Origin of the sequence: Asanoa ishikariensis (genome assembly GCF_900107455.1) — a bacterium.
Lineage (GTDB): Bacteria > Actinomycetota > Actinomycetes > Mycobacteriales > Micromonosporaceae > Asanoa > Asanoa ishikariensis.
Window position 1 is genome coordinate 732,458 of record NZ_FNQB01000002.1, and the last position, 24,619, is coordinate 757,076.

Sequence of the window (24,619 nt, forward strand, 5' to 3'; positions counted from 1 at the left end):
GGCCCGATCGCACAGGTACCCCACGGGCGCGGGATGCCGCCCACCGATGACCCACGAGGAGGTCGACATGAAGCAGACCTACGCGGCGCGAGGCCGAAAGGTCCCGCCGCTCCTGTCCCGACCGGTGCGGCATGTGATGGGCACACCGCTGGTCTGCGTCGCTGAAGGTACCCGACTGGGCGAGGCGCTGGCGGAGATGGTCCGGCATGGCCTGCGGCACCTCGTCGTCATCGACGGCCTGGGAACCTGCCGGGGCGTAGTGGCTGACCGGACGATCGTGGCCGCATGGGCCCGCAGCCCGGAATCATTGGACAGCCAGACGGTTGGATCCGTGCTGGAGCCCGGCTCGGCGATCATGGACCCGGAGTCTCCGGTCGTGAACGCGGCACGACTCATGCACACAACGCATGTGGACGCCGTCGTGGTCGCCGGCGCCGACCTGCGCCCCATCGGCATCGTGACAGGCAGCGATCTCATCGCATATCTCGCCGTGTGACCCGCACTCCCGTGCGTGGACATTCGGCCCACGACGAGTTGGCAGGCCCGCGACACGGGTCCACCAGGGCCACAGCGCGCCGACCGCAGCGATGGCGCGGTCGCTCGCGCATCTCGATCGGCCCGTCGGTGTTCGACCCGTAGCAGGCGTGCCGTTATCCATCCAGGTCGCGGCGGGTGACCCCGCAGGGCCATCCGGCCCGGCCCGGCGGGACCGTCGCCTCTGGATCGCGGCCCGCGGCGCGATCAGGCTGGACGTGGATGAGGGGTTGGAGGTGGGTGTGATGAGGGTCCTGGTGACCGCCGCTTCGAAGCACGGCGCCACGGTGCAGATCGCCGGCGCGATAGCCGATGAGCTCAGGCTGCGGGGGCATGAGGCCGTGCATCTTCCACTCGGGGAGGCCAGAGTCGAGGAGTTTGACGCCGTCGTGGTGGGCAGCGCGGTCTATATCGGACACTGGCTGAAAGAGGCGACCCAGTTCGTCCGGCAGAACCAGGTCGCCTTGCGTGCGCGCCGGGTGTGGTTGTTCTCCAGCGGACCGGTCGGAAACCTGCCGCGGCCGGACGAACCCGCCGTCGATGTCGAGAAAGTGGAACGGATGACCGCAGCTGCCGGCCACGTCGTCTTCAGCGGGCGCCTGGATCACGACCAGCTCACCTTCGGCGAGAAAGCGATCCTGTCCGCCCTGCGCGCCCCGGAGGGCGACTTCCGGGACTGGGCGGCCATCCGATCGTGGGCCGGATCCGTCGCCGACGACCTCACTTCCGCCGCGATTACGGCGAGGTGAGGACGTGGGACCGACAGTTGCCGTTGGCTTCGGCGGCATCAACGGCTGGTACGCCCTGTCGTGGGCAAGCGACTATGTCGGCAGGACCGGCGGCACGTTGGTGCTCTGCCAAGCGTATGACCCCGCGTCGTCGAATGACGGTGTGTGCCTCCCGACCGGCCCGGTGGGGGACACCGCCGTGGCACAGGGTGTCACGGCGGCGCGCAACCGGCTCGGCGCCGAGCACGTCCGGTTTCGACTGGAACCCGTCCCAGTGGTCGAACTGTTGTTGGATGCCGCGTCAACCGCTGATCTTGTCGTTGTCGGACCACCCGAGGCCAAACCGCGGCCCCGACACCCGAGCACCGTCCATGAGGTCGCCGGTCGCGCCCAGAGGCCGGTGGTCGTCGCGCGTCGAGGCGGCGGCCGCGATCACGGTGCCTTCGCCGGACACGTCGTCGTCGGCGTCGACGGACACAGCCGGGCCGCGCTCGAGTTCGCGTTCGTCACGGCGTCCACGTTGGGCACGCCCTTGGCCGCCGTACATGTGACAGGCGATCGTCGCCGGGACTACTGGTTCGACGAGGAGATGCGCACCACGCACGTCACCGCGCCGCCGGCGGCCTTCGAACTGCTGGCCCGCGAGATCGAGCCGTGGGAGCTCAAGTATCCCGACATCGCGGTCAAGCGCGCCGTCTTTGGCTGCAGTCCGGCGGCCGGACTCATCCGAGCGTCGCGGGGCGCAGCCCTGCTCGTGGTGAGCCGGTCCCGCCGCACGGTCGGAAGCGCTCCGCACGGCGGTGTCGTCGGCCGCGCCATCGAGTCCTCCGACGCGCCGGTCGCGGTGGTCGCCTTGGCCGAGGGAACGCGAGGTGGCTAGCGATTCTGGAGTGCAACACCGGCTGCTGGCCGCTGACGCGTCCGTCTTGCGGCCGGCTCGGATGAGGTCGCGGGCTGAAATGTTTGGCCGGCAGCAAGGACGCGCTGCCCGCACGTGACGCGATCGGTGAAGATGACCCGGCCGATGGCGCCGGTCGCCAGCAGCCACAGGCAGTCGGCGCGTTGCCGGTGGTCCCGGTGGGTCACACCTCGGCGAGCGGGACCGACCAGCACAGCCGGGTTCCGGTCGGAGTGACGTCGCTGACGGTCAAGGTGCCGCCGTGCCGCTCGGCCCGGTGGCGCATGTTGGCCAGCCCGCTGTCCCGGACGGTCTCGCCGAAGCCCACCCCGTTGTCGCGGACCTCCATCGTCACCCCTTCAGCGGCGATCTTGAGATCCACCTCGGCGGTGCGCGCGTGCGCGTGCCGTGCGATGTTCGTCAGCGCTTCGCGCAGGACGGCCACGAGGTCGTCCGCGAGGTCGGGCGAAACCGTGTCTTCGACGAGACCGGCGAACCGCACCGCGGGCTCGAAACCGAGCGCCGGTGCCACCTCGCCCACGACGTCGAGCAGCCGTCCCCGCACTCCGGTCCACGCAGCACCGGGAAGCCGTTGCAGCGCAAAGATCGTGGTGCGGATCTGGCTGATCGTCGTGTCGAGGTCGTCGATCACACCGAGAACCTTGTCACCCACCCGGCCTTGGCCGATCTGCCCCGCGACGCTCTGCAACGAGAGCCCGGCGGCGAAGAGCCGCTGGATCACATGGTCGTGCAGGTCCGCCGCGATCCGGTCCCGTTCGTCGAGCATCGCCGCCCGTTGCTGCTCGGCGCGCGCCTCCGCCAGCTCGATCGCCACAGCGGCCTGGTTGGCGAAGCTGGCCGCCATCTCCACGTCGTCCACGGTGAACGTCGGTCGGCCTTGGCCGCGGGCGGCCCACAGCACGCCGTGGATGCGTGCCGAGCCGTGCAGGGGGACCGCCAAGACCGGGCCGACCTGGACCAGGTCCGACGCCGTCATGGTGGTTTCGGCGGCCTCCGGGTCGGGTAGGCGCAGCGGTTCACCAGTGGTGAACACCTGACCCGACATGCTGCCGGACACCGGTGTGCGGGAGCCCGGCAGCCGGTCCGCGGCTAGGCCGACGGCGACGTCGACGCGGAGCATGCTGTCGTCGTCGGGATCCGGAAAGATGACGGTCACCAGGTCCGCGTCGGCGACGTCTTTGGTCCGCTCGGCGATGTACCGCAGCGGATGGGTGGCCGAACCCTCGGCCGAGAGCAAGTGACGGGTTATCGCCGCAGACGCTTGCAGCCACTCGCTGCGAAGCCGGGCCGATGCGTAGAGCCGGGCGTTGTCGATGGCCACGGCGGCCGTTGCCGCCAGCGCCTTGACCAACTCCTCGTCCTCAGCGCTGAACGCGCCGGATTCGGTCTCCGAGAGATACAGGTTGCCGAAAACCACGTCACGGACCCGGATCGGCACCCCGAGAAAGCTGTTCATCGGTGGATGCCCGGCCGGAAACCCGGTCGATCGTGGGTCGTCGGCGATGCGCCGTAGCCGGATCGGGAACGGATCGTCGATCAGCGCACCGAGCAGCCCCTTGCCCTCGGGCAGGTGCCCGATGACCTCGACCTTGTCGGCCGGCATGCCGCTGTGGATGAACTCGATGAGCCCGCCGCCCTGTGCGATCACTCCGAGAGCGGCGTAGCGGGCACCCACCAGCTCGCGTGCCGCCTCGACAATGCGGCGCAGCGCGGCGGGGAGCCCAAGGTCGCCGATGATCAGCTGGTTGGCGCGGAGCAGCCCACGCAGCCGCCCCTGGGTGGCCATCACCTCTTGGGCCCGCTCGACCAGCTGGCTCAGGAGCTGGTCGAGCTCCAACCTGGGCAGATCCGGAAAAGTCAGAGTATCTTCGCCCGGCTCGCGGTCACGCCCGACCGGTCTTGGATCGTCATGCTGCGAGGCGACGTCTGGTGTGCCGAGGCCCTCATCGTGGGACACCTCTCTTCGTACCACGGAAACCACGCTTTTCACCCGCCCCGATCCGTCGGGCAGTTCGGAGCCGCACCAGACCGTCGGCGCGTTCAGGGATGCTTTCCGATCAGGCGCGTCGCGAGGACGGCGGCCTGTGTCCGCCGCTCGAGCCCGAGCTTGGCCAACAGCCCGGACACGTAGTTCTTTACGGTCTTCTCAGCCAGGAACATCGCGGTCGCGATCTCCCGGTTGGTCAGGCCCTGTGCGATGTATTCGAGGACTCGGCGCTCCTGCGCGGACAAGGACTTGAGCTCGTTGGGCTGTTCCACGCCGTTGCGGATGCGCTCCAGGACCCGTTGCGTCACCGCCGGGTCGAGCATCGACTGGCCAGCGGCGACGCGGCGCACGGCGTCAACGAGGTCGGTGCCGCGGATCTGTTTGAGGACATAGCCGGATGCACCGGCCATGATCGCGGCGAAGAGTGCCTCGTCATCCTCGTACGAGGTCAGGATCAGCCCTTTGATCGAGGAGTCAACCGCCCGGACATCTCGGCAGACGTCGATCCCGCTGCCGTCAGGCAGTCGGGCGTCGAGAATCGCCACGTCGGGCTTGAGGGCTGGGATGCGCCTGACCGCCTCGAGGGCCAGGCCAGACTCGCCGACCACCTCGATGTCGCCCGGGCTCTGTAGGAGGTCAGCGAGTCCCCGCCGCACCACCTCGTGGTCGTCGAGCAGGAATACCCGGATCATCCCTCATTTATACGGGGTCCGGAGCGTATGACCACCATCGCATTTCGCGGCTGCTGCAGGACCGCTCCCGTCGTACGCGCCGCCCGCCTCCGTCGCGACGCCGGGCGACTGTGCACGACGACCACGAGCCAATTGCACGGTCTGCGGTTCGTCGACCGCGGGCACCTGATCCTCCGCGCGTGCGGCGACGGCCAGTCCGGCATGCCAGCCGGGTGCTCGGCCGCGAGCGGGCGGGACGAGGCGGCTGGTGTCATGGCCGCTGCGAACGAGCAACCAGGCGGCCAGTGAGTTGGAGTTCCACATGTCGCCGGTGTGTCGTTCGTCCCGGCCCCACGTAAGGGCGGGCACGGACGGCGCCAGCCGCAGCAGTAGCAATGCTTGGGCGAGGTCGTGACCCACAGACACAGGGCTGTCGACGGCCTCGGCCATGTTCGCGATGACGCCCGTGTGCCAGCGGCGAACTTCGTACCGGAAGGCCGCGAACCGGCCGAGCCGGCGCGAGCCGACCGGGCCTTCCCGCACGACACCCCGGTCGGTGGCCTTGGGACCCCACGCCGGAGTCATCTCGACAACGAACCGGTCGTCGGCGACGTGCACTTCGAGTGCGGAGTGGTAGAGATCTTGAACCGTTCGACGCTCGCGGCGTGCCATGAGCGCCTCGAAGAGCCGGCCGTTCCAGCGCACAACGTGACCACCTGCGCCGAGCGGTAACCAGTAGAGCAACACCTTGGCCGTTCCCGGATGCTGCTTCACCGGATGCGCCCCGGTGGCCGACGGTGCCTCGGTGCCGAGGCCGCGCAGCGTTCGTGCCAGGACGGTCGTTCCAGCCAGCCGAGGCATGGAAGGCTCGTCTGCGTCGTGGCGGGTGGGCATCGGACTGAGGTGGGTCGGCGCTCTGGAGACGAGCGGCATGAGGCGGGCCTCTCTGACGACCACAAGGCCGCCGCCGGCCGCGAGCAACGCGTGCCACCGGGGTCCCGAGCGACGACTCTCACCCTACGCGCTCTCGGCTCGACAAGCGCCGCGGAGGACGACAACTACGCACAGGGCGTGTGGTCCGGCTGCGTGGCAATCGAGCACAACGTGGATCGGCGTAGTGTGAGACCGGGATCGATCTCGCGGCTGCGTGCCTGCCAGCGCGTGGATCGACTCGCCTTCCTCCGCCGCCTGGACCTCGCGGCTACGACCAGATGCACGTTTCCTGGCTGCTGTGGCACGCCCTCACCCAACTCAGGGGAGGACCAACCCATGCACGTCGTAGACGCACAACCGGATCGACACCACGTCATGGACGACGCGGCCCTGCACTGCGCACGCGGGCTGGGCATCTGGGACCACGATCCAATGAGGATGGTGGCCTCGTTCGACATGCTGGTCCTCAACGACATGGACCACTTCCACCTCGTCACGGATGTCATCGATCGCACTCCGAAGACCTTCCCGAGCTCCGCGACTGGGTTTGGCCGACGGCATGACCGACACCGGAAAGAAGTCCACTATGTCCAACGACGCCCTGGCCCAGCCGATCGACGCCCTCGCAGAAGTCCACGCTCTCACCGAGGCAGCCACAACTGCCGGCTATGCGCCGTCGATCCACAACACCCAACCGTGGCGATGGCGGCTGACCGATCGCACCCTGGACCTGTTCACCAACCGCAGCCGCGTCCTGACGGTCACCGACCCCGATGCCCGGCTCGCGACGCTGAGCTGCGGCGTCGCACTCCACCACGCCCGCATGTCACTGGCCGCGCAGGGTTGGCGCGTCACAACCACGTTGATGCCGGAATCCGCCGACCCGGATCATCTCGCCCGGATCCACGTCGACGGCCGGGCCCCCGTCGACCTGCCGGCCACTCTGCACCTGCGGGCCATCCCGCTGCGGCACACCGACCGCCGGCCCGTCCAGGGCGAGCCGGTCGGGCAACAGGAACTGCGGGCCATCACCGCGGCCGTCGAGGCGGAAGGCACCTGGCTGCACACCCTGCGCCCGGAGCAGGTCTTCGAACTGGCCAGCGCCGCCGACCACGCTCAACGCACCGAAGCCGACGAGCCCGCTTGGCGTGACGAGCTCGCCTACTGGACCGGCGGCACCCGCCCAGTTGGCACCGGCATCCCCGACGCCGCCATCCCGACCCGAGCGACCCGGACCACTGTGCCCGGCCGCGACTTCGGCCACCACGGCGACCTACGCGTCAGCGCGGACCATGACAAGGCCGCGGTGTTCGTCATGCTCTACGGCCGCGCCGACGAGCCAACGGACTGGCTGCGTGCCGGGGCGGCGCTATCAGCCGGGTGGCTGACCGCGATCGAAAGCGGCGTGTCCGTGCTGCCGCACAGCGCCCCGGTCGAGGTCCTCGCCACCCGTCAGGCCCTGCGGGTCATGCTCGCCAGCGTCGGCCACCCATACCTGGTCCTGCGCCTCGGCACGACCGACCCGGCCGACGCCGGACCACCGCACGCGCCCCGGCTACCCGCCGACCAGATCATCGAACAGCCGTAGCCGCGGGTCGGCGTTCGACCACGCTGCAGGGGCTGCGAGATGGACAGCGATGCGGGGACCCCGTTGGCTGACGCCGCCTGGCCGTGACGCTTTGGAACTCGATGGTGTGGCCACGACCGCCGCCGCGATGACGAAGCGCTCAGACAGGGCCAAACGCCAGCGGGCTGGGCGGGGGTCCGGGGGCGGAGCCCCACGGCGTGGGGTCTGGGGCTCGGGCCCAAGGCGAGGAATAAGCACAATTTTTGCTCGCTCGCGAGCCGAAAATTGTGCCCCCGGCAGGATTCGAACCTGCGCCACCGCCTCCGGAGGGCGGTGCTCTATCCCCTGAGCTACGGGGGCTCAGCGACCGAGAAAGAGTACCAGGGATCCGACCCTGGGTTGCGCGGGCACCCGGGAGGTGCCGTGTCGGGGGGTCCGAGCTGCTGTTGAAGCTGTCCCTTTAGTGGATGCGCCGGGTGTCAGCCGCCGAGAAACATGTGTCGACCAGGGGACGTTCGGAGGCTGGAGGATCATGCGTTGGCGGCCTGCGCTGGCACTCGCCGCTTCGGTGGTGGGTGTTGCCCTGCTCTCCGGAGCCGGGCCGGCCTGGGCTGATCAACTCGCCGCGGCCCCCGGCGTTGGCGTGGGTCACCCGCCGCCCGCCAGCCCACCGCCGCCGCCGCCGGCCGGCACACCGAAGCTGCCGCCGGCCGACACGGACCCGCCGAGCCCGCCTCCGGCCGAGGTCGATCCGACCGCGTCGGACGACCTTCGACTGGACAAGACGCCGGTGCCACCGCCGCCGCCTCCGCCGGATGGGCTCCGGGCTGGGCCGCGTACCTCCCGCCACACGCTCGCGGACGGCGTCGTCGACGCGGTCCTCAAGGTCGCCACCGTCAGTGCGGTCCGGGTGGTCGATCGCTCGGTGGCGGGCAACGACGACGACGTCCTGCCGACCGGCACCGCGGTCGTGCCCAGCACCGGTCCGTCCGTGCCCGGCACCGGCGGTGGTGCCGACGAAGGCACCGATCCGAAGGCCACCGGCATGGCTGTCGGCAGCGTCCTGTTGATCGGCGTGGGGTTGATGGCCGCCGGCGTCGCCCTGGTCGGCCTACGCAACCGCCGCGACATGGCGGACCACACCCACTAGCTCAGCGGCGCTCGCAGCTCGGCATCGGGTGCAGGACCACTCGGCCCGAAACCCGCCTCGGTAGCTGCCACGTCGCCCAGGTGCCGTCCACGATGGCGTGTGCCGTGCGGTCCGGGCTCAGCCGTCCCAGGAAGTCGCGGGGGAGTGCCGCCGACGGGCCGCCTGGCGCGATCATGAAGCCGATCCGGGTCCGGCCCGCCGGTCCCGAGACCGCCGACACCACGTCGGCGGCCGGGGCCACGCCGCACAGCCGTGCCCGGCCGATCCAGTGGAGCTCCGCCCGGTGGGTGGCCGCTGTTCGGGCGATCAGTGGGTACGCCGTGGTCATCCACCGGCCGACCGCTCCCGCGCACATCGGGCAGGCGCGTTGGGCGGGGTCGCGGGCGATCGCTCCCCACGTCGTCAGCAGGCGGGTCACCCGGGCGGCGGTCAGTCTCACGCCGAGCAGCCCGGTGGCCAGGGCGATTACCGCCCGCCGGGTCCACAGGTCGCCGGGCAGGTCAAGGTCGGCGGGTGCGTGGCCGCGGATGGCGTCGATCAGGGCGGCTTCCTGCGTACGGGTGAGCGCGCGGGAGTCGGCGCGTGGCCCGGCCGCCAGCGCACCGTCGCCGCCGATGCGTTCTCGGCGGCACCAGCTCAGCGCCGAGGCGCGCGGGTCGAGAAGTGCCCCCATGACAGGTCAACGACCGTCATGGGGGCTAGGTAGCGCAATGTAACCAAGAAACTACGCTAAGCGCCGATCTTGGTCAGGATCTGCTGGATGAACTCGAGTTCGGCGCGCTGGTTGTTGGCCATCGACTGGGCCAGCCAGACCACGTCGGTCTCGTTGGTCTCGGCCAGCACGCCCTCGACCATGTGGATGCCGCCCAGGTGGTGCTGCTGCATCAGGCGCAGGAAGAGGTGGTCGAACTCGCTGCCGGTCGCGTTGCGCAGCTTGGTCATGTCAGCGGCGCTGGCCATGCCGGGCATCAGCCCGTCGTGCACGAGGCTGGCGCCGTCGGTCATCCAGCTCATCTGCGGCTGGTGCCCGGTCGGGCCGAGGTGCCAGTCGCGCAGCCAGGTCTGCATCATGCCGATCTGGGCCTGCTGCGCCTGGGCGATCTCGCCGGCCAGTAGGCGCAGGTCGGGCTGCGTGCTCTTGTCGAGGGCCAGCATCGACATCTCGACCGCCTGGGCGTGGTGGCTCGACATGTCACGGGCGAAACCGGCCTCGACCGAGTCCTCGCCGGGGTGGTTGCGCGAGTTCGCGAACCACCCCGCTCCGAAGGCAGCGATCACCACGAGCACGGCCGCGACGACGGCGGACGTGACGACTAGAGCCCTCCGGCGCGGAGGCGCCGGCGAGTACGTGACGTCGTCATCCACCGCGGCGTCGTCATAGGTCGTGCTCATTGATCACTGCCCCTGTGGCTGCTGCTGCTGGAGCTCCCGGGGAGTCGTCCCGGTAGCGGTCACGCCGCCCGAGCAGCCGACGCCAGGTTCGAGACTGGCGTTGAGTCGCAGCGCGCGGATGAACTCGTCGATCCGGTCGTCGCCGGCGTTGTCGACCTTGAGCTGGTAGCCCCAGGCCTGCAGCGAGATCGGCTTGTCGAGCCCCGGGAAGGGGCTCATCATGGTGAACTCCTGACCCCGCACCTTGGACGCGAGCGCGTCGATCTGGTCCTTGGGGAGGTCGGGGCGGTAGGTCACCCAGACGGCGCCGTGCTCGAGGCTGTGCACCGCGTTCTCGTTGGCGATCTGCGCGTCGTAGACGTCGCCCATGCAGTTCTGCCAACTGATGTTGTGGTCACCGGCCACCGGAGGCGCCTGCGCGTACTGGATCGAGCCGCTCTTGTGCGAACGCGTGTTGGTCAGCTTGGGGTCGGACTTGCGGAAGTCGCTGATCCCCGAGATGCCCGCGGCCATCTCCTTGTAGTCCTTCGGACCGACCGAGACGGCGTAGATGCCGTACCCGATGATCGCCGCGGCGATGACGCCGACCGCGCTGAACAGCGCGATCGGGCCCCAGCTGCGGCCCTGGCTGACCTTGACCGGTGTGATCGGCTTGCGGGGCTTGCCCCCGCCACCCGGCCGGGTACCTTTACCGGCGCCTCCGCCACCACCGGAAGGGCGGGCGCCGCGCGCGGCTGGGGGACGACCAGCGCCGGCCGTGGCCTTTTTGGCGGCGGGCGGCGAGGTCTGACGGCTCGAGTCGCCGGCCGGAGTGCTGATGCTCATGGTGCCTCGTCAGTTCGGTCGGTGATGGGGGGATGCATCATCGGGCGCGCAGGGTCGCCACCGAGTGACAGAGTCTACCCCCGCTAGCATGGATCAGTGACTCCCGCCAAGCTCGCCGAGGTCGTGCTCGCCGCTGCCCACGCCGTCTTCACCGGCCGTGGCCTTGATCTGTCCGCCCTGCCCCAGACCACGGCGGTCGAGCGACCTCGCAACCCCGAGCACGGCGACTACGCCTCCACGCTGGCACTTCAGCTCGCCAAGAAGACCGGTGTGCCGCCGCGCGAGCTCGCGTCGGCGATCGCCGAGCAGCTCGGTCGGACGTCAGGTATCAAATCGGTAGAGATCGCCGGGCCGGGCTTCCTCAACATCCGGCTCGACGCCGCCGCCGCCGGGCAGCTCGCCCGTGTGGTGGTCGAGGCAGGAGAGGCGTACGGGCACAGCGACCGGTTCGACGGTCAGCACGTCAACCTCGAGTTCGTCTCGGCCAACCCGACCGGCCCCGTCCACATCGGCGGCGTCCGCTGGGCCGCCGTCGGCGACGCGCTGAGCCGGCTGCTGCGGGCGGCGGGCGCCGAGGTCACCACCGAGTACTACTTCAACGACGCCGGCTCGCAGATCGACCGGTTCGCCCGCTCGCTGCGGGCGGCCGCGCGCGACGAGCCGACGCCGGAGGACGGCTACCGGGGTGCGTACATCGGCGAGATCGCGAACACGGTCGCCAAGGAGCACCCGGAGGCGCTCACCGCGCCCGAGCCGGAGAGCCTGGAGATCTTCCGGGTGGCGGGCGTCAACATCATGTTCGAGGAGATCAAGTCGTCGCTCGTCGACTTCGGCGTGCACTTCGACGTCTACTTCAACGAGAAGCAGCTCCACGACGAGGGCGAGCTCGAGCTGGCGCTGACCCGGCTGCGCGCCGAGGGCCACATCTTCGACGCCGACGGCGCCGTCTGGCTGCGCACCACCGACTTCGGCGACGACAAGGACCGGGTGCTGCGCAAGTCCGACGGCGACTGGACCTACTTCGCCGGCGACTGCGCCTACTACCTCGACAAGCGTCAGCGCGGCTTCGACCGGGTCGTGATCATGCTCGGCGCCGACCACCACGGCTACATCGGCCGGATGAAGGCGATGTCGGCGTGCTTCGGCGACAACCCGGACCACAACCTGGAAATCCTCATCGGGCAGTTGGTGAACCTCGTCGAGAACGGCGAGGCGCTGCGGATGTCCAAGCGGGCCGGCACCACGCTGACGCTGGAGGACCTGGTCGACAGGATCGGTGTCGACGCCGCCCGCTACGCGTTGGCTCGCTACTCCATCGACTCGCCGATCGACATCGACGTCGACCTGTGGACGCGGTCGACGAGGGACAACCCCGTCTACTACGTGCAATACGTCGCCGCGCGCACCGCGAGCGTCGGCCGCAACGCCGCCGAGGTCGGGCTGACCCGCGGTGCCGGCGCGGAGTTCCACCCCGAGCTGCTCGACCACGAGAAGGAGCTCGACCTCCTCAAGTCGCTGGGTGACTACCCGGCCGCGGTCACCGCCGCGGCCGAGCTGCGCGAACCCCACCGGGTGGCGCGCTACCTGGAAGACCTGTCCGGTGCATACCACCGGTTCTATGACAACTGCCGGATCCTGCCCCGTGGCGACGAAGAGCTCACCGACACGCACCGCGCGCGCCTGTGGCTCAACGACGCCACCCGCACCGTGATCGCCAACGGGCTGGGGCTGCTCGGCGTCACCGCACCTGAACGGATGTAACAAGGAACATGAGGGCGCACGAAGCTGGCGCGCTGCACGGGGAGCTCGGCAATCGGGGTCCCGCCTGGCTGCGTACCCCCGATGACGTCAACGCACTGGTGCCACAGCTCTGGCCGCGCGGCGTGGTCCGCGACAGCGACGGAGTGCTGACCGTCAGCGGGCTCAACGTAAAAGACCTCCGCGCGGAGTTCGGCACACCCGCGTACGTGCTCGACGAGGACGATCTGCGGGCCCGGGCCCGCGCGTTCCAGGCGGCGTTCCAAGGGCACGACGTCTACTACGCAGGCAAGGCGTTCCTCTGCCGGGCCGTGGTGCGGGCCATCGACGAGGAGGGGCTGTTCCTCGACGTCTGCAGCGGCGGCGAGCTCGCCACCGCGCTGTCGGCCGGCATGTCGCCCGAGCGGATCGGCTTCCACGGCAACAACAAGTCGGTGCGCGAGCTCGAGCGCGCGGTCGACGCCGGCGTCGGCCGGATCATCGTCGACTCGTTCGACGAGATCGACCGGCTCGCGGCGATCGCCCGGGAGCGCGGCAAGAGGCAACCCGTCCTCGTACGGGTGACCGTCGGCGTCGAGGCGCACACCCACGAGTTCATCGCCACCGCGCACGAGGACCAGAAGTTCGGCTTCTCGGTCGGCGGGGGAGCGGCGTTCAAGGCGGTCTGCAAGATCCTCGACGACGACGTGCTCGACCTGCGCGGGCTGCACTCGCACATCGGCTCCCAGATCTTCGACGCGAGCGGGTTCGAGGTCGCCGCCCGGCGGGTGCTGGCCCTCCAGGCCCAGATCCGGGACGCGCGTGGGGTCGAGTTGCCCGAGATCGACCTCGGCGGCGGGTTCGGCATCGCGTACACGACCCAGGACGATCCGGCCGCCCCGGCGGACCTGGCCGAGCGGATGCTCAAGATCGTCGACGACGAGTGCGAGGCGCGCGGCCTGGCCGTGCCGAAGCTGTCCGTCGAGCCCGGCCGGGCCATCGTGGGCCCCGCGGTGTTCACGTTGTACGAGGTCGGCACCGTCAAGGACGTCGACGGCCTGCGCACCTACGTCAGCGTCGACGGCGGCATGAGCGACAACATCCGCACGGCCCTCTACGACGCTTCCTACTCGGCGACGGTGGCCGGCCGGGCGTCGACCGCCGACCCGATCCTTGCCCGGGTGGTGGGAAAACATTGTGAGTCCGGGGACATCGTGGTGAAGGATGAATTCCTGCCCGCTGACGTGCAGCCCGGAGATCTTCTCGCCGTGCCTGGCACCGGTGCCTATTGCCGGAGCATGGCGAGCAACTACAACCACGTGCCCCGGCCACCGGTGGTCGCCGTCCGCGGCGGCGAGGCACGGGTGATCGTCCGGCGGGAGACCGAAGACGACCTCCTGGCATTGGATGTGGGATGAGTAAGAGTGTGCGCCTGGCCCTGCTCGGCTGCGGCACCGTCGGCACCGAGGTCGTACGCCTGCTGCACGAGCAGGCCACCGACCTGACCGCACGGATCGGTGCACCGCTGGAGATCGTCGGCATCGCCGTCCGGCGACCCGGGCGCGACCGCGGCGACCTGCCGGTCGACCCAGGCCTGTTCACCACCGACGCGCTCGGCCTGGTCAAGCGCGAAGACGTCGACGTGGTGGTCGAGGTGGTCGGCGGCATCGAGCCGGCCCGCACCTGGCTGGTCGAGGCCCTGCGCGCCGGCAAGAGCGTGGTCACCGCCAACAAGGCCCTGCTCGCCGAAGACGGCGGCACGCTGCACGACGCGGCCACCGAGGGCGGCGCCGACCTCTACTACGAGGCGTCCGTCGCCGGCGCGATCCCGCTGCTGCGGCCGCTGCGCGAGTCGCTGCAGGGTGACACGATCAACCGGGTCACCGGCATCGTCAACGGCACCACCAACTTCATCCTCTCGGCCATGGACGCCACCGGCGCCGGCTTCGAGGAGGCGCTGGAAGAGGCGACCGCGCTGGGCTACGCCGAGGCCGACCCGACCGCCGACGTCGAGGGCTTCGACGCGGCGGCGAAGGCATCGATCCTCGCGTCGCTCGCGTTCCACACCCGGGTCGGCGCGGCCGACGTCTACCGGGAGGGGATCACCGCGGTGTCGGCCCGCGACGTGGCCAGCGCCAAGCAGATGGGCTGCACGATCAAGCTGCTCTGCATCGCCACCCGGTCGGTCGACAGCAGCGGGCAGGCCTCGGTCGCCGTGCGGGTGCACCCGGCGATGATCCCCACCAGCCACCCGCTGGCCAGCGTCGGCGACGCCTTCAACGCGGTGTTCATCGAGGCCGAGGCGGCCGGCCAGCTCATGTTCTACGGCCGGGGTGCGGGCGGTGCTCCGACCGCCAGCGCGGTGCTCGGCGACATCGTCGCGGTGGCCCGCAACCACCTCGCCGGCACCCGGGCGGCCAGCGAGTCGTCCTACGCGGACCTGCCGATCCGCCCGATGGGCGAGGCGGTCACCCGCTACCACGTGAGCCTCGACGTCGCCGACCGTGCCGGCGTGCTGGCCGCCGTGGCCGGCATCTTCGCCAAGCACGACGTCTCGATCGCCACCGTCCGCCAGTCCGGCCGGGGCGACGACGCGGTGCTGGTGATCGTCACCCACGGCGCCCCCGACGCGGCGCTGGCCGCGACCGTCGAGGAGCTCCGCGGGCTGGAGTTCGTCCGGGCGATCGCCAGCGTCCTGCGCGTCGAGGGCGGGGTCTAGGGCTCGACCAGCAACCGGGCGTAGTTGGCCATCGAGCGCTGGTAGCGCGGCAGGTGCGGCGCGAGTGCCGCCACCGCGACCGAGACGGCCTCGCGCTCGCGTCCGACGTCCGTCAGCGCGAGCGCCAGCGTCGCGGCCACCGCGTCGTCGAGCTCGTCGTGGCCGGCCTCCCGCTCGGCCGTCAGCAGCACCACGCTCTCCTGTGCCCGACCGATGTTGCGCAGCGAGCTGGACATCTGGATGACCGCGCGGCGCCGCCGGATCCCGGTGAGGCCGGTCTCCAACGCCTCCTGGTAGAGCGGGACGGCCAGGTCGGAGTGCCCGGTCGAGTCCCACGCGCAGGCCCGCTCAAACGCGGCGACCGCACTGCCGGCCGGCAGCTCGTCGGCGAGCTCGCCGATCAGGCGCACGAAGTCGTCCTCGGCGTAGCTGTCGATCGCCGCCCACGCCTCGGCCGTCCGCCGCTCCCAGTCGGTGCTGATCTCCGTCATCGCTGCTCCATCTCGTTGTGCGGTTGTGCGGGCCCATCCTGGGAGGCGCGCTAGCCTCGGCACCAGTGATTCGGCCACGTCCGAATCTCCAAGGAGGAAGCATGGCGGCCACCCTGCGGTTCAGCGCCGCCGACCTGCTGCGCTGCCGCTTCGCGATCTCGCCGGCCTTCGAGACGCTGTCGGCGATCCGGCTGACCCTGCCCGAGGAGTCACCCGGGTGGCACCGGCCGTGGCTCGCCGCGGTCGCAGATCGGGTCGCCGCCCTCGACCTGCGGCCGATCACGCTGCTCCAGCCGCGCCGCGGCTACACGCCCGACTTCCTCGCTCCGCCGCCGACCGGTGCGCTCGCGACGTTCGACGACGAGCTGGCCCGGATCGCGGCCACCCCGCCCGACCGCGTCGCCGCCGAGATCGCCCGGTCGCTGCACGACACCCCGGGCGCGGCCGACAGCGCGATCGGCCGACTGCTGAGCGGTGACCCGGTCGACGTCCGTGCCATGCTCACCGGCCTGATCCGCACGGCGTGGCACGAGCTCGTCGAGCCGTTCTGGCCCCGGGTGCGGGCCCTGCTCGACGCCGACGTCAGCTTCCAGACCAGGCGGCTCGCCGAGGGCGGCCTGGACCGGCTCTTCGCGGAGCTGCATCCGGCCCTGCGCTGGCACGACAACACCCTCGTCCGGGCGCACGGCGACGACGACCATCGCGACCTGGCCGGCGCGGGGCTCGTGTTGCTGCCGAGCGTCTTCAAGTGGGACCAGGTGGTCGTCGTGCTGGACGAGCCGTGGCAGCCCACGGTGATCTACCCGGCCCGCGGCACGGGCGGCCTCTGGGAACAGCGGCCCGGCACGACCAACGCCGCCCTGGGCCGGCTCATCGGGCGCACCCGCGCCGCGCTGTTGACCGGACTGACCGAACCCGCGGCCACGACCACGCTCGCTCACCGGCACGCGCTGGCCCCGGCTACGGTCTCGGAACACCTCACGGTGCTGCGCGACGCCGGGTTCGTCACCGGCATGCGCCACCGGCACGAGATCCGCTACCGGCGCACGGCGTTGGGCACCGCCGCGGTCGAAGCGCCGGACATCCCGAGCGGTGGAAAGAGCCGATAGCCGCGGTGAAGATCACTTAGCGTGTGCCTACGCTAGCCGCGACGCCTGCGACGAGGAGAACGCCATGTGGCGGGGACTGATCGACGCCTACCGGGACCGATTGCCGGTCACCGACGCCACCCCGGTTGTCACGTTGCACGAGGGCAACACGCCGCTACTGCCGGCGCCGGTGCTCTCCGCGCGGCTCGGCGCCGAGGTCTACCTGAAGGTCGAAGGTGCCAACCCGACCGGCTCCTTCAAGGACCGTGGCATGACGGTGGCGGTGTCCAAGGCCGTCGAGGCCGGCAACAAGGCGATCATCTGTGCCTCGACCGGCAACACCAGCGCCTCCGCCGCCGCGTACGCCGCGCGGGCCGGGATCACCTGTGCGGTGCTCGTGCCGCAGGGCAAGATCGCGCTGGGCAAGCTGGCCCAGGCGCTGGTGCACGGCGCCCGGCTGCTCCAGGTCGCCGGCAACTTCGACGACTGCCTCGGGCTCGCCTCGAAGCTGGCGATCGACTACCCGGTCGCGCTGGTCAACTCGGTCAACATCAACCGGCTGCACGGGCAGAAGACGGCCGCCTTCGAGGTGGTCGAGGCGCTCGGCGACGCTCCGGACATCCACTGCCTGCCGGTCGGCAACGCCGGCAACATCGCCGCCTACTGGATGGGCTACCAGGAGGACGAGGCGGCCGGGCGGGCCACCCGTACACCCAAGATGTTCGGTTTCCAGGCTTCTGGAGCCGCGCCGATCGTGACCGGCAGCGTGGTGCGCGAGCCGTCGACGATCGCCACCGCGATCCGGATCGGCAACCCGGCGAGCTGGACCAAGGCGGTCGACGCCCGCGACGAGTCCGGCGGCCTGATCCACGCCGTGACCGACCGGGAGATCCTGGCCGCGTACCGGCTGCTGGCCCGCGAGGTCGGTGTCTTCGTCGAGCTCGGCAGCGCGGCCAGCGTCGCGGGCCTGCTCCAGAGCGCCGAGGCCGGGTTGATCCCGCGTGGCTCGACCGTCGTCTGCACCGTCACCGGGCACGGCCTCAAAGACCCTGAATGGGCCATTTCTACCGCACCTTCCCCCACTACCATCCGCAACGACGTGTTGGTGGCGGCACGGGCATTGGACCTCGCGTAGGCGTCGTTCTCTCGCACCCCGCGCGGAAGGGTGACAACCGGCTACGCCAAAATCTTCCGCATGTCGCTACTCGCCCGGCTCAGTCTTGCCAACCGGGGCCTCGTCGCGCTGATCGCGGTGGTCATCACCCTGTTCGGCGTCTTCACCCTGCCCCAGCTCAAGCAGCAGCTCCTGCCCTCGCTGGAGTTCCCGGGCGCGTTCATCATCGCCACCTACCCGGGCGCTTCACCGGAGGTGGTCGAACAGCAGGTCACCGAGCCCCTGGAGAACAGCATCCAGGGCATCGACGGCCTGTCGAAGGTCAACTCATCGAGCCGTGAGGGTTCGGCGACCGTCCAGGTCGAGTACGAGTTCGGCACCGACCTGGACAACGCCGTCAACCAGATGCAGACCGCGATCAACCGGATCCGCCCGCAGCTCCCCGACAACGTCGACCCGACGGTGTTCGCCGGCAGCACCGACGACCTGCCCGTGCTGGTGCTCGCCGCGACCGTGCGTGACGACGAGCGCGCGCTGGCCGACCGGCTGCGTACCCAGGTGGTGCCCGAGCTCGAGGGTGTCGACGGCGTGCGCACCGTCAACGTCTCCGGCGCCCGCGAGCAGATCGTCAAGATCACGCCCAACCCGGCGAAGCTGGCCGCGGCCAAGGTGAGCCCGCTCGCGCTCGGCACGATCCTGCAGGCCAACGGGGTGACCATCCCGGGTGGCTCGATCACCGACGCGGACAAGACGTACGCGGTGCAGACCGGCGGCCAGATCGACTCACTCGACGCCCTCAAGGACCTGTATCTGCCGGCCACGCCCCCCGCGCCGCCGGCCAGGCTGGGCGACGTCGCGGACGTGGTCGAGGACCTCGCCCCGGCGACCTCGTTCACCCGCACCAACGGCACCGCCAGCCTGGGCATCGAGATCTTCGGGACGCCGGACAGCAACGCCGTGGAGATCTCCCACGCCGTCCGCGACCAGCTCGGCGATCTCGGCACGACGGTCAACTCCGAGCTGAGCGTGGTCTTCGACCAGGCGCCGTTCGTCGAGTCGTCGATCGACAGCCTGACCACCGAGGGCCTGCTCGGCCTGGTGATGGCCGTGATCGTGATCCTGGTCTTCCTGCTCTCGGTGCGCTCCACGCTGGTCACCGCGGTCTCGATCCCGCTGTCCGTGCTGGTCGCGCTGATCGTGCTCTACCTGGGCGACTACTCGCTCAACCTGCTCACCCTCGGCGCGCTGACCATCGCGGTGGGCCGGGTGGTCGACGACTCGATCGTCGTCCTGGAGAACATCAAACGACATCTGGCGTACGGCGAGGCCAAACGCACGGCGATCCTCACCGGTGTGCGCGAGGTGGCCGGTGCGGTGACCGCCTCGACGCTGACCACCGTCGCGGTGTTCGCGCCGATCGCCCTGGTCGGCGGCTTCGTCGGACAGCTCTTCGCGCCGTTCGCGATCACCGTCACGGTCGCGCTGCTCGCCTCGCTGCTGGTCTCGCTCACCGTGATCCCGGTGCTGGCGTACTGGTTCCTGCGCCCGGCCGGTGCCGGCGCCGACGACGAGCGGGTGCGCGCCGCGGCCGAGGCCAAGGAGCGCGACAACCCACTGCAGAAGGCGTACGTGCCGGTGATCCGGTTCGCGACCGTGCGCCGGTGGACGACGGTCGGCATCGGCCTGGTCGTGCTGTTGGGCACGTTCGCGCTCGCCAGCCGGCTGGAGACCAACTTCCTCGACGACAGCGGTGGCAACACCCTGTCGGTGAGCCAGGAACTGCCGCTCGGCAGCGGGCTGGCGCAGACCGACCAGGCCGCCGCGAAGGTCGAGACGATCCTGAAGGGCACCGACGGTGTCGAGTCCTACCAGGTCACCGCGGGCGGGTCCGGGCTGCCGTGGGAAGGTGCGGCCGGCGGCCGCACCGCCACCTACTCGCTGACCCTGCGCGAAGGTGTCGAGTCCAAGGACGTCGAGGCCAAGCTCCGCGACGAGGTCGGCAAGCTGACCAACGCCGGCGAGTTCACCTTCGGCAACAGCGGCGGCGCGGCCGCGGACCAGCTCGCCGTCGTGGTCCGCGCGTCCGACCAGGACGCGCTGGCGGCCGCGGCCGAGCAGGTGCGGGCCGCGGTGGCCGGCACCGCCGGCGTGGTCGACGTGCAGACCGGGCTGGCGGAAAGCTCGACCCGCTTCGACGTCGTGCTGAACAGGTCGTCGGCCGCTCGCTACGGCCTGAGCGACGCGTCGGTCGGCCAGCTCATCGCCGGCGCGATGCGCGGCGCACCGGCGGGCCAGATCTCTGTCGACGGCCAGCGCGTGGACGTGGTGATCCAGGCCGGCACGGCACCGGCCACCATCGAGGAGCTCAAGGCACTGCCGGTCGGCCCGATCCGTCGGGGCGTCCCGGTGACCCTGGGCCAGGTGGCCACGGTGCAGTCGGTCGACGGCCCGGTGGCGATCGACCGGATCGACGGCGAGCGCAGTGTGACCGTCACCGGCACGGCGACCGGGTCCAACCTGGGCAAGACGACGGCCGACCTCACGAAGACGCTCGACGGGCTGAGCCTGAAGGGTGGCGCGACCTGGGAGATCGGCGGCGTCAGCGCCGAGCAGGCCGACGCGTTCCAGCAGCTCCTGCTCGCGGTGCTCGCGGCCATCGCGATCGTCTTCGTCATCATGGTGGCCACCTTCCGCAGCCTCGTGCAGCCGCTGATCCTGCTGGTCTCCGTGCCGTTCGCGGCGACCGGTGCGATCGGCCTGCTGCTGCTGACCGGCACCCCGCTGGGCGTGCCGGCCCTGATCGGCATGCTGATGCTGGTCGGCATCGTGGTCACCAACGCGATCGTGCTGATGGACCTGATCAACCAGTACCGCGAGCAGGGCATGAGCGTGCGCGACGCGGTGGTCGAGGGCGGCCGGCGCCGGCTGCGCCCGATCCTGATGACGGCGGTGGCGACGATCTTCGCCCTGCTGCCGATGGCGCTCGGCCTGACCGGCGAGGGCGGCTTCATCTCGCAGCCGCTGGCCGTGGTCGTGATCGGTGGCCTGATCAGCTCCACGTTGCTCACGCTGGTGCTGGTGCCGACGCTGTACACGATGGTCGAGGGCACCAAGGAGCGGATCCGGCTGCGCCGGGCCGGCCCGGGTCCCGACCCGTCGTCGAACGGGCACGGGCCGAAGAACTTCGACGACGTGGCGCCCAACCAGGTCGCCACGCCGGCCGGCTCGCCGCTGCAGCGCACCGCCGACCCGGACCCGAGCCGGCCCTCGGCGGCGCTCCTCGAGGGCACCGACCAGTTCGAGGTGCTGCGGCTGCCCCGCAACCGGCCCCGCCCGCCGAGCGAGGACTGATCATCGGGAGCGGCGCACGACGCTAACGTCTGCTCGTGCGTCCGCTCCTTTCACTCCTGTTCCGTTACCCGGACTTCCGCCGGCTCTTCGTCGCGGAGCTCGTGGTCTTCGGGTCCGACTGGTTCGTCATGGTGCCGTTGCTGGTGCTCCTGCCGGAGCTGACCGGCAGCGGCACCTGGGGCGCCTTCGTGCTGGCCGCCGACACCGGGATCACCGCGCTGGTGCTGCCGTACGCCGGGACGATCGCCGACCGGCTGGACCGCAAGAAGGTCATGGTCACCGCGAACCTGGCCTGCCTCGGCGTCCTGCTGCTCCTGCTGTTCGTGCGCAGCGCCGGCACCGCCTGGCTGGCCATCGCCGTGGTCGGCGGCGTGGCGGTGGCCAAGGGCTTCTACTCGCCGGCCGCGTCGGCGTCGCTGCCCAATGTGGTCCCACCCGAGCAGCTCGGCCTGGCCACCACGCTGGCAGGCTCGGCGTGGGGCACGATGGCGGTGGTCGGCGCCTCGCTCGGCGGCATCCTGACCGCGGTGTTCAGCCCGTACGCCTGCTTCTGGATCGCCGCCGCCGCTCTGGTCGGCGCCGCGCTGCTGGGCAGCCGGATCCGCGGGCCGCTGCAGGTGCCGCGGGACGCGGCCGAGCCGCCGGCGCGCGCGTTCGCGGCCATCGGCGAGGCGTTGCGCTACATCGGCGGACGGCCGACGGTGCGGGCGCTGGTCACGGTGAAGTCCGCGGTCGGCCTCGGCAACGGGGTGCTGACCGTGTTTCCGCTGCTGGCCGCCGTCTACGGGGTCGGCCCGATCGGTGCCGGCCTGCTCTTCGCCCTGCGCGGGCTCGGTGCGCTGGTCGGCCCGTTCGCGCTGCGGCCGCTGCTGACCCGGCGCGCGCTGCTGTTTCCGGGGCTGGCCCTGTCCATGTCGACCTACGGGCTCGCGTACCTGGGCGTCTCGGTCCTGACCTGGTTCCCGCTGGTGCTGGTGCTGGTGTTCCTGGCGCACTTCGCGGCCGGCAGCAACTGGACGATGTCCAACTACGCGCTCCAGACCGAGGTGCCGGACCGGCTGCGTGGCCGGGTGTTCGCGACCGACCTGATGCTGGCGACGCTCTCGATCTCGATCAGCCAGCTCGGCGTGGCGGCGGCGGTGGACACCCTCGACGCGCGGGTCATCCTGGCCGGCTGTGGCGCGGTGACGCTGCTGTACGCGGTCGGCTGGTGGCTGGCCACCCGACGGCTTTCGTTGACGAGCGCTCCTGCGGTATCGTAGTGATATCACTCTGATACTAGGGAGGGCATCCATGGAGAAACGTGCGTTCCGGCTGCCGGGTTTCCTCGCCCTGCTGCTGGTGGTCGTGCTGGCCGCGGTCGCGGTGGTGCTCGCTGTGGCGCTGCCCGGGCCGGCAACCGCCGCCGTGGCCGGCGTCCTGGGCCTTATCGTCGTGCTCGGCGCGACTGGGTTCGTCGTGGTCAACCCCAACGACGCGCAGGTCGTGCAGTTCTTCGGCCGCTACGTCGGCTCGATCCGGGAGGCCGGCTTCCACTGGACCTGGCCGCTGACCGCGCGGCGGCGGATCACCCTGCGGGTGCGCAACTTCGAGACGCAGAAGCTCAAGGTCTCCGACGCCGACGGCAACCCCGTGGAGATCGGCGCCGTGGTCGTGTGGCGGGTCGTCGACTCGGCCAACGCCGCGTTCGGCGTCGACGACTACGTGCGCTACGTGGCGGTGCAGGCCGAGGCCGCGGTGCGGCACATGGCCACCACCTATCCCTACGAGGCGCACGAGAGCGGTGCGACCAGCCTGCGCGACAGCGCGGTGGTCAGCGAGCAGCTCACCGCGGAGTTGGCGGACCGATTCACGCTGGCGGGCGTCGAGGTGCTCGAGTCGCGGGTGACCCACCTGGCGTACGCGCCGGAGATCGCCCAGGCCATGCTGGCGCGCCAGCAGGCGTCCGCCATCGTGGCCGCCCGCTACAAGATCGTGGAGGGTGCGGTCGGGATGGTCTCCAGCGCGTTGGAGAAGCTCAGCGAGCAGCACGTGGTCGAGCTCGACGAGGAACGCAAAGCGCAGATGGTGGCCAACCTGCTGGTGGTGCTCTGCGGCGACCGGGCCGCGACGCCGGTGGTCAACGCCGGCACGCTGTACTGACGGCATGGCCGAGCGCAAGAAGCTGCTGTTGCGGCTCGATCCACAGGTGTACGACGCGTTGGCTCGGTGGGCCGCGGACGACCTGCGCAGCGTCAACGCCCAGATCGAGTACGCGTTGCGACAGGCGCTGCGCGCGGCCGGCCGGCCGATCCGGCCCGCGGCGGAGGCGGAGCCGGAATTCCGCTCTGTGGACGATTCCTGACCCGCCGTTTGTCGTCGGTGGGTGGACCTAGAGTGCGGGGCATGGGTGTGACCTTCGTCGACGGTCCCGTGAAGGTGCGAGTGCCGGCGACCAGTGCCAATCTCGGTCCGGGTTTCGACGCGCTCGGCCTGGCGCTAGGCCTGCACGACGACGTGGCCGCATGGGTCACCGACGGCGGCTGGCACGTCGACGTGGCCGGTGAGGGTGCCGGCGAGCTACCGACCGGCGCCGACCATCTCGTTGCCCGCGCGATGGCGGCGACGTTCGAGCGGCTCGGTGGCCATCCGCCCGGCGTGGCGATCGAGTGCGTCAACCGCATCCCGCAGGCCCGCGGGCTGGGTTCGTCGTCGGCGGCGATCGTGGCGGGCGTCCAACTCGCCCGCGCACTCGTCAAGGACGGCACGACGATCCTCGACGACGCGGGCGCGCTGGCGCTGGCGGCGGAGTTGGAAGGCCATCCTGACAACGTCGCGCCCTGTCTGCTCGGCGGGTTCGTCATCGCCTGGTCCGACGAGACGTCCGGCGGGTTCCGCGCGGTGCGGCTGGCGCCCGACGAGCGGGTCCGGCCGACGGTGTTCATCCCGACCGACCGCGGGCTGACCGCCGAGGCGCGGGCGGCATTGCCGGCGTCGGTGCCGCACCACGACGCGGCTTACACCGCCGGGCGGGCGGCGCTGCTGGTGCACGCGTTGACCGCGGCCCCAGACCTGCTCTTCGCGGCCACCGCCGACAAGCTCCATCAGGGCTATCGGGCGCCGGGCATGCCGGGGACGGCCGCGCTCGTTGATGAGCTGCGTGGTCGAGGCGTGGCCGCCGTGGTCAGTGGGGCTGGGCCGACGGTGTTGGCGCTGACCAGGCCGCCCGAAGACGGCGATTTGGGAATAGGTTGGCGCGTCATCGAGTTGGCGATAGACGTAGTCGGCGCCAGGATTGGTTCAGGTAGACTCGGACACGCCGAGCGGGCCCCTGTTGCCGCAGGTCGGAAGAGTTGATTACGCTCTAGACCTAGCACAGCCGCGAAGCGTGCGATCTGCGGGGCGGCGCATCCCCGAAGCTATCGACGGTCGAT

General features: G+C 70.7%; 22 protein-coding genes and 1 tRNA gene. 15 read left to right on the top strand and 8 right to left on the bottom strand.

Going from position 1 to position 24,619, the window contains the following annotated elements; translation table 11 throughout:
* Window positions 1–67 precede the first annotated feature (67 nt).
* The 3 genes from BLV39_RS17755 to BLV39_RS17765 all read left to right on the top strand — a co-directional run bounded on the left by BLV39_RS17755 (window position 68) and on the right by BLV39_RS17765 (window position 2,142).
* Window positions 68–496, top strand: coding sequence for a CBS domain-containing protein (locus BLV39_RS17755; protein WP_176984961.1), 429 nt, complete (start codon window positions 68–70; stop codon window positions 494–496).
* 283 nt (window positions 497–779) lie between these two features.
* Window positions 780–1,283: a flavodoxin domain-containing protein gene (locus BLV39_RS17760; RefSeq protein ID WP_090797476.1), complete on the top strand. Its 504-nt coding sequence runs from the start codon at window positions 780–782 to the stop codon at window positions 1,281–1,283.
* A 4-nt stretch (window positions 1,284–1,287) separates the two neighbouring features.
* The gene (locus BLV39_RS17765; protein ID WP_143049798.1) at window positions 1,288–2,142 is read left to right on the top strand and encodes a universal stress protein; all 855 of its coding nucleotides are present in this window, start codon (window positions 1,288–1,290) and stop codon (window positions 2,140–2,142) included.
* Between the two features lie 202 nt (window positions 2,143–2,344).
* Here the strand turns inward: BLV39_RS17765 and BLV39_RS17770 are convergent, their stop codons facing one another.
* From BLV39_RS17770 to BLV39_RS17780, 3 genes are all read right to left on the bottom strand, one after another.
* Window positions 2,345–4,018 (bottom strand): GAF domain-containing sensor histidine kinase, encoded by a 1,674-nt coding sequence (locus BLV39_RS17770; protein WP_204082752.1) that lies wholly within the window; start codon window positions 4,016–4,018, stop codon window positions 2,345–2,347.
* A 203-nt stretch (window positions 4,019–4,221) separates the two neighbouring features.
* The gene (locus BLV39_RS17775; protein ID WP_090793432.1) at window positions 4,222–4,860 is read right to left on the bottom strand and encodes a response regulator; all 639 of its coding nucleotides are present in this window, start codon (window positions 4,858–4,860) and stop codon (window positions 4,222–4,224) included.
* A gap of 3 nt (window positions 4,861–4,863) precedes the next feature.
* Window positions 4,864–5,700: a hypothetical protein gene (locus BLV39_RS17780; RefSeq protein WP_176984962.1), complete on the bottom strand. Its 837-nt coding sequence runs from the start codon at window positions 5,698–5,700 to the stop codon at window positions 4,864–4,866.
* A gap of 658 nt (window positions 5,701–6,358) precedes the next feature.
* Here BLV39_RS17780 and BLV39_RS17790 point away from each other — a divergent pair.
* A complete protein-coding gene (locus BLV39_RS17790; protein WP_090793438.1) occupies window positions 6,359–7,360 on the top strand; it encodes an Acg family FMN-binding oxidoreductase in 1,002 nt (333 codons plus the stop codon).
* A 267-nt stretch (window positions 7,361–7,627) separates the two neighbouring features.
* Here the strand turns inward: BLV39_RS17790 and BLV39_RS17795 are convergent.
* Window positions 7,628–7,699, bottom strand: a tRNA-Arg gene (locus BLV39_RS17795).
* 172 nt (window positions 7,700–7,871) lie between these two features.
* On the opposite strand from BLV39_RS17795, the gene BLV39_RS17800 reads away from it, so the two are divergent.
* Window positions 7,872–8,489, top strand: a complete 618-nt coding sequence (locus tag BLV39_RS17800; RefSeq protein WP_143049799.1) for a hypothetical protein — start codon at window positions 7,872–7,874, stop codon at window positions 8,487–8,489.
* A gap of 1 nt (window position 8,490) precedes the next feature.
* Here the strand turns inward: BLV39_RS17800 and BLV39_RS17805 are convergent, their stop codons facing one another.
* Genes BLV39_RS17805 through BLV39_RS17815 form a run of 3 tightly spaced genes read right to left on the bottom strand, consistent with a single transcriptional unit; the run spans window position 8,491 to window position 10,706 of the window.
* The gene (locus BLV39_RS17805; protein ID WP_090793444.1) at window positions 8,491–9,162 is read right to left on the bottom strand and encodes a winged helix-turn-helix domain-containing protein; all 672 of its coding nucleotides are present in this window, start codon (window positions 9,160–9,162) and stop codon (window positions 8,491–8,493) included.
* 56 nt (window positions 9,163–9,218) lie between these two features.
* Entirely contained in the window at window positions 9,219–9,881 is a 663-nt protein-coding gene (locus BLV39_RS17810; protein WP_090793447.1) for a DUF305 domain-containing protein, read from the bottom strand.
* Window positions 9,882–9,884: 3 nt separating this feature from the next.
* Window positions 9,885–10,706 carry a thioredoxin-like domain-containing protein gene (locus tag BLV39_RS17815; protein WP_090793451.1) on the bottom strand — a complete coding sequence of 274 codons (822 nt, stop codon included), beginning with the start codon at window positions 10,704–10,706 and terminating at the stop codon, window positions 9,885–9,887.
* A 96-nt stretch (window positions 10,707–10,802) separates the two neighbouring features.
* Between BLV39_RS17815 and argS the strand changes: the two genes are divergently transcribed.
* Genes argS through BLV39_RS17830 form a run of 3 tightly spaced genes read left to right on the top strand, consistent with a single transcriptional unit; the run spans window position 10,803 to window position 15,162 of the window.
* Window positions 10,803–12,467, top strand: a complete 1,665-nt coding sequence (gene argS / locus BLV39_RS17820; RefSeq protein WP_090793454.1) for an arginine--tRNA ligase — start codon at window positions 10,803–10,805, stop codon at window positions 12,465–12,467.
* A gap of 8 nt (window positions 12,468–12,475) precedes the next feature.
* On the top strand, window positions 12,476–13,861 hold the full coding sequence (lysA, locus tag BLV39_RS17825; protein ID WP_090793457.1) for a diaminopimelate decarboxylase: 1,386 nt from the start codon (window positions 12,476–12,478) through the stop codon (window positions 13,859–13,861).
* Entirely contained in the window at window positions 13,858–15,162 is a 1,305-nt protein-coding gene (locus BLV39_RS17830) for a homoserine dehydrogenase (RefSeq protein WP_090793460.1), read from the top strand. Before lysA ends, BLV39_RS17830 begins: the two co-directional genes overlap by 4 nt.
* Here BLV39_RS17830 and BLV39_RS17835 read toward each other — a convergent pair.
* The gene (locus BLV39_RS17835; protein ID WP_090793463.1) at window positions 15,159–15,653 is read right to left on the bottom strand and encodes a tetratricopeptide repeat protein; all 495 of its coding nucleotides are present in this window, start codon (window positions 15,651–15,653) and stop codon (window positions 15,159–15,161) included. The two genes, BLV39_RS17830 and BLV39_RS17835, sit on opposite strands and share 4 nt — an antisense overlap.
* 101 nt (window positions 15,654–15,754) lie before the next feature.
* On the opposite strand from BLV39_RS17835, the gene BLV39_RS17840 reads away from it, so the two are divergent.
* From BLV39_RS17840 to thrB, 7 genes are all read left to right on the top strand, one after another.
* Window positions 15,755–16,762: an ArsR/SmtB family transcription factor gene (locus BLV39_RS17840; RefSeq protein WP_090793467.1), complete on the top strand. Its 1,008-nt coding sequence runs from the start codon at window positions 15,755–15,757 to the stop codon at window positions 16,760–16,762.
* Between the two features lie 64 nt (window positions 16,763–16,826).
* Entirely contained in the window at window positions 16,827–17,876 is a 1,050-nt protein-coding gene (thrC, locus tag BLV39_RS17845) for a threonine synthase (protein WP_090793471.1), read from the top strand.
* A 60-nt stretch (window positions 17,877–17,936) separates the two neighbouring features.
* A complete protein-coding gene (locus BLV39_RS17850; protein ID WP_090793474.1) occupies window positions 17,937–21,206 on the top strand; it encodes an efflux RND transporter permease subunit in 3,270 nt (1,089 codons plus the stop codon).
* A gap of 35 nt (window positions 21,207–21,241) precedes the next feature.
* Window positions 21,242–22,468, top strand: a complete 1,227-nt coding sequence (locus tag BLV39_RS17855) for an MFS transporter (protein ID WP_090793477.1) — start codon at window positions 21,242–21,244, stop codon at window positions 22,466–22,468.
* Between the two features lie 31 nt (window positions 22,469–22,499).
* Window positions 22,500–23,348: an SPFH domain-containing protein gene (locus BLV39_RS17860; protein WP_090793480.1), complete on the top strand. Its 849-nt coding sequence runs from the start codon at window positions 22,500–22,502 to the stop codon at window positions 23,346–23,348.
* A 4-nt stretch (window positions 23,349–23,352) separates the two neighbouring features.
* Complete coding sequence (locus BLV39_RS17865; RefSeq protein ID WP_090793485.1) at window positions 23,353–23,550, top strand: type II toxin-antitoxin system antitoxin; 198 nt, start codon at window positions 23,353–23,355, stop codon at window positions 23,548–23,550.
* Between the two features lie 41 nt (window positions 23,551–23,591).
* Window positions 23,592–24,542: a homoserine kinase gene (gene thrB, locus BLV39_RS17870; protein ID WP_090793488.1), complete on the top strand. Its 951-nt coding sequence runs from the start codon at window positions 23,592–23,594 to the stop codon at window positions 24,540–24,542.
* The last annotated feature ends 77 nt before the right edge of the window (window positions 24,543–24,619 follow it).